Source organism: Megasphaera sp. MJR8396C (assembly GCF_001546855.1).
Classification (GTDB): Bacteria; Bacillota; Negativicutes; order Veillonellales; family Megasphaeraceae; genus Megasphaera.
Map to the genome: position 1 here is coordinate 1 of NZ_KQ958152.1, position 3570 is coordinate 3570.

The following is a 3570-nucleotide window of genomic DNA, read 5'->3' on the forward strand; positions in this document are numbered from 1 at the left end:
TTATCATGCCTATTCGGCGCCAAAAAAAGATGCCCATAGCCTAAGCTATAGACATCTAAAAAAGAAATCCCAATTAATGGTATACGCTGTGAAAATTTGCTCACTAACATCACGGCTCTTTACTATAAGAGCATATTCACTATCCACTCTATTTAGAATTAGTAGTTTTATGGGGAATAGTATCATAATTAGTTATTCCAACATACAATACGCCACCAATTATATATAACAAAATCGTTCCTTCTCCAGCCATTTGGGCCAATAAATTTCCAACTAGAGCGATGTATAAAATAAGTATCTTATCATCACGCCATAAATGTCGTTTTATAATTTCATAACTCATGTACATTACAGGAAGCAGATAAATAAATAATCCAATAATGCCTGAGTTAGCCAGAATAAAGATATATTGATTTACATTACCATATGAAGCTGGTCCTAGTGGCCCCTTTTCATTAAGGGTATCCGTAATAGAGCGAATTTCATCATTACTCATTGCATCAACTGTTAAGTGCTCTCTTACATAGTACTCTTTTAAATTACGGCCTACTCCAAAAAATGGATGCTCTTTTATTACATTTAAATGTGACTTAATATTAATCAGGCGAGACCCATTACTTCTAGAATTTTTTTCTAAGATGCTTTTCATATTCTCATTATAATAACCGCTAATATTTTCTGTTTTTTCTACTTGTGTTGGCTGGTCTGACTGTTTTAATATTTGAAAATCAGGAACATAATTTAAAGCAATATTAGCAGCAAATCCAGCAAAACTTAAAGCCAATAGCAACAAAATTATTTTTTTAGCCTTAGATACAAAAAACAAGAGAATCAGCGTAATTCCATTATACATCGCAATCGCATTGGCAGTTCTTGACTTAGTCATAAAGACAAGCATGATAAAGTAGCTATATAATACACAATACTCCCAACGAAGTTTATCCTTAAAATAAGACCATGAAATAGGAATAATCGATGCTGCTAAAAAGCCAAAAATAGAAGGTTCTGTAGAATAACTTCTGAGCTGCTCATTACTCCAAATTAAAGGTGGATACCAACCTAAATATTGACCTACATCATAAAGAAAAGGATTTGTTACAGACAAAATATTACGCCCTAATTCCATATGAAATTTAAAAAGAAGAATCTCCGGTATTGCATAGATTCCGAGTGCAATTGTCAGTAGTAGAATATATTTTCTTATTTTATTGAATCCTTCATTGAAATTTTCAGAAAATAAATGTATTACCCATGCAGATACGACAAAAGTATAAATAAAGTCTGTAAAAGTACTTTTAAACGCCTGAGCCCCTATCCAGATTGCTTCTATCCCCATATTAGCAATGGTATCAAAATGATGAGCTTCAAGAAATTGTATCAAAGCACTTAATTTCTCAGATCCAGCGGGATTAATCATCCCATAGTAGGGATACGTAATTAAACCGACGATTTCAGTAAAGATACTCCAAAGCAAAAGAATACCTAAAAAGTGAAGTACTGATTTAGGAATTTTAAATCGATAAATCAAAAATTCAGCCAAACAAAACAATAAACCCAAAATTATGAAATAGCCTGATAATTTTCCACCTATTCCCAAAAATTGAAAGCGTTTAGGCAATGAATATATAGGGGAAGCAATAATCGCTAGTGATAAAAATAGGCACTGCACATGAATAAGATTATTTTTATCTTTAATTCTGTTAATAATTTCCATAATTTACACCTATCCACCTCTATGTTGTTTTCTAAAGCTACAAAAAATAAGATATACTAACGGACATTGGATAAGGGAGCCAACAAAGAACCCACCAAATAAATAGGCTTCATCTAGGAATTTACCACAGATTAAAGTCCCAATTATTACAATAACAGCATTAAGGCAAGACACATGTACTAAAGGTTCTTTTTTATGGGCTCTCAAGTATATGGCCATAGCATTAGTTATCACTTGAAGTAACCAAGCAATAAAAAGAATACCCATTCCTTTTGGCTCTAGGATGCGATGAAAAAACAATAAATCGGAATATAGGCAGTATTCTAAAGCAAAAAATAGGCTACCACCAATAATCATGGTCCCTATAGATTTTATTAATCCATTTTTGAAAATGTTATCAAGATAATTCCATTTTTTTTCAGCAATTAACATATTCATTTTTGGGGTTATTGCTGTAATCCAACTAATAGCGATATTAAAGCCAGCGGTCCACATGGCAATACTAATCCCAATTTTCCCAGCAGCCACCGGCCCATGAAAATAAAAAGTCATTGGGGTAAATAATTGAAACACCAAAAATCCACTTCCCCAGCTGATTGCATAGCGACAAATTAAAGGATAAAATTCTGGCCACCAATTGTAAATTTTATGGGGTTCTATATTAAAAAGTTGCCAAATTAGATTTTTAAAATTTTTAAAAATCAAAGTCAGCCCCACAAGAGAACCAACAATATTGGACAAAGCTAGTGCAAATAACTCAAGGTGTAAAATTAATCCCAAGAGCATAGTGATTGTCGTTGCCACAGCAATTTGGAAACGAAGTTGCTGTACTTTACCAACCAGATTCAATCCTTCAAAGAATGAAAGAAGAATTGAATTCATAAAAACAAAGGCCGAAGCAAACGCATAGATAATCCAGGCTGGTATCCATCCTGAAACAGTGGCAGCATACGAAGCTCGATAAGAAATAAAAAAATAACCCCCAACTATAATCAATGGAAAAATAAGAAATATAACTTTTACTAACCATCTAGTGCTAAATCGAAAAAAATCAGATAATTTGCAAAGGTGGTATGTATCTCCTTCTAAAGTCATATTCGCCTTAAATCTCAGAAAGGCAAATTCATGAGCCGAAAACTGAAGAATGATATTTGAAAATCCAAGGTCAGCTAGAACAGATAGTGCGGCCAAGCTAATAAAAGTATACCAAAAGCCTTGTACTTCCGGGGTCAAGAAAAATGGAATACTCAAAAGAATCAGAGGGCCAGAAAAAATTCGCCATATTTGATTTAAAAAAGTTGAAAATAGGTCTTTATGGTAAGTTGTAGGTTGTCTCATATACTTATTCATCATATCAAAAAAATTCACATTAGTTATTTACTTTGATAAGTTTCCGTAAAATGGCTTTAGGATAATAATACAAATAGAAATATATCGAGAATCGATATACGGCCCAATTGCCACATTGCTTAGAAATTAATTTTTCCTTATTTTCAAAAGAAAACGTAAGGTTAGGATTTGTCTTAACAAGAGCATACCAATAAGCGCAAAATTTGATAATACCATTTTCAATTTTATCATAAGTCTGCTGCGTTATAGATTTATCTATCAATAAGCTATGCACCATCGTTAAATAAATTCTAACAAAGTTATCGATTAAATTATAACCTCCCTTTTTTTTCAGAGGGATACTTTCTACATATTCATGATTATCAACAATATACTGTTCCTTACCTGTTAACGAAAACAACAATGTAGTATGAGGAAACATGCTGTCCACTTGAATGTTATCTTCAATAAGTTTCTCCATATCTTTTTTCCAAATTGAAAAAGCAGAACTCCAAGTGGACATATAC

3 protein-coding genes are annotated in these 3570 nt (G+C 32.5%); all 3 read right to left on the reverse strand.

All coding sequences use genetic code 11. The features are described from left to right. Nucleotides 1-148 precede the first annotated feature (148 nt). Nucleotides 149-1714 (reverse strand): O-antigen ligase family protein, encoded by a 1566-nt coding sequence (locus tag HMPREF3201_RS01920; protein WP_062411481.1) that lies wholly within the window; start codon nt 1712-1714, stop codon nt 149-151. A gap of 9 nt (nt 1715-1723) precedes the next feature. Then, entirely contained in the window at nt 1724-3067 is a 1344-nt protein-coding gene (locus HMPREF3201_RS01925) for a hypothetical protein (RefSeq protein ID WP_154265241.1), read from the reverse strand. A gap of 16 nt (nt 3068-3083) precedes the next feature. Beyond that, a partial coding sequence (locus tag HMPREF3201_RS01930) for a hypothetical protein (RefSeq protein ID WP_231726819.1) occupies nt 3084-3570 on the reverse strand: 487 nt, incomplete at its 5' end.

Excerpts from the sequence above, each read along its gene's own strand:
- HMPREF3201_RS01920 (WP_062411481.1), bottom strand. The coding sequence starts at position 1,714 with ATGGAAATTATTAACAGAATTAAAGATAAAAATAATCTTATTCATGTG.
- HMPREF3201_RS01925 (WP_154265241.1), bottom strand. The coding sequence starts at position 3,067 with ATGATGAATAAGTATATGAGACAACCTACAACTTACCATAAAGACCTA.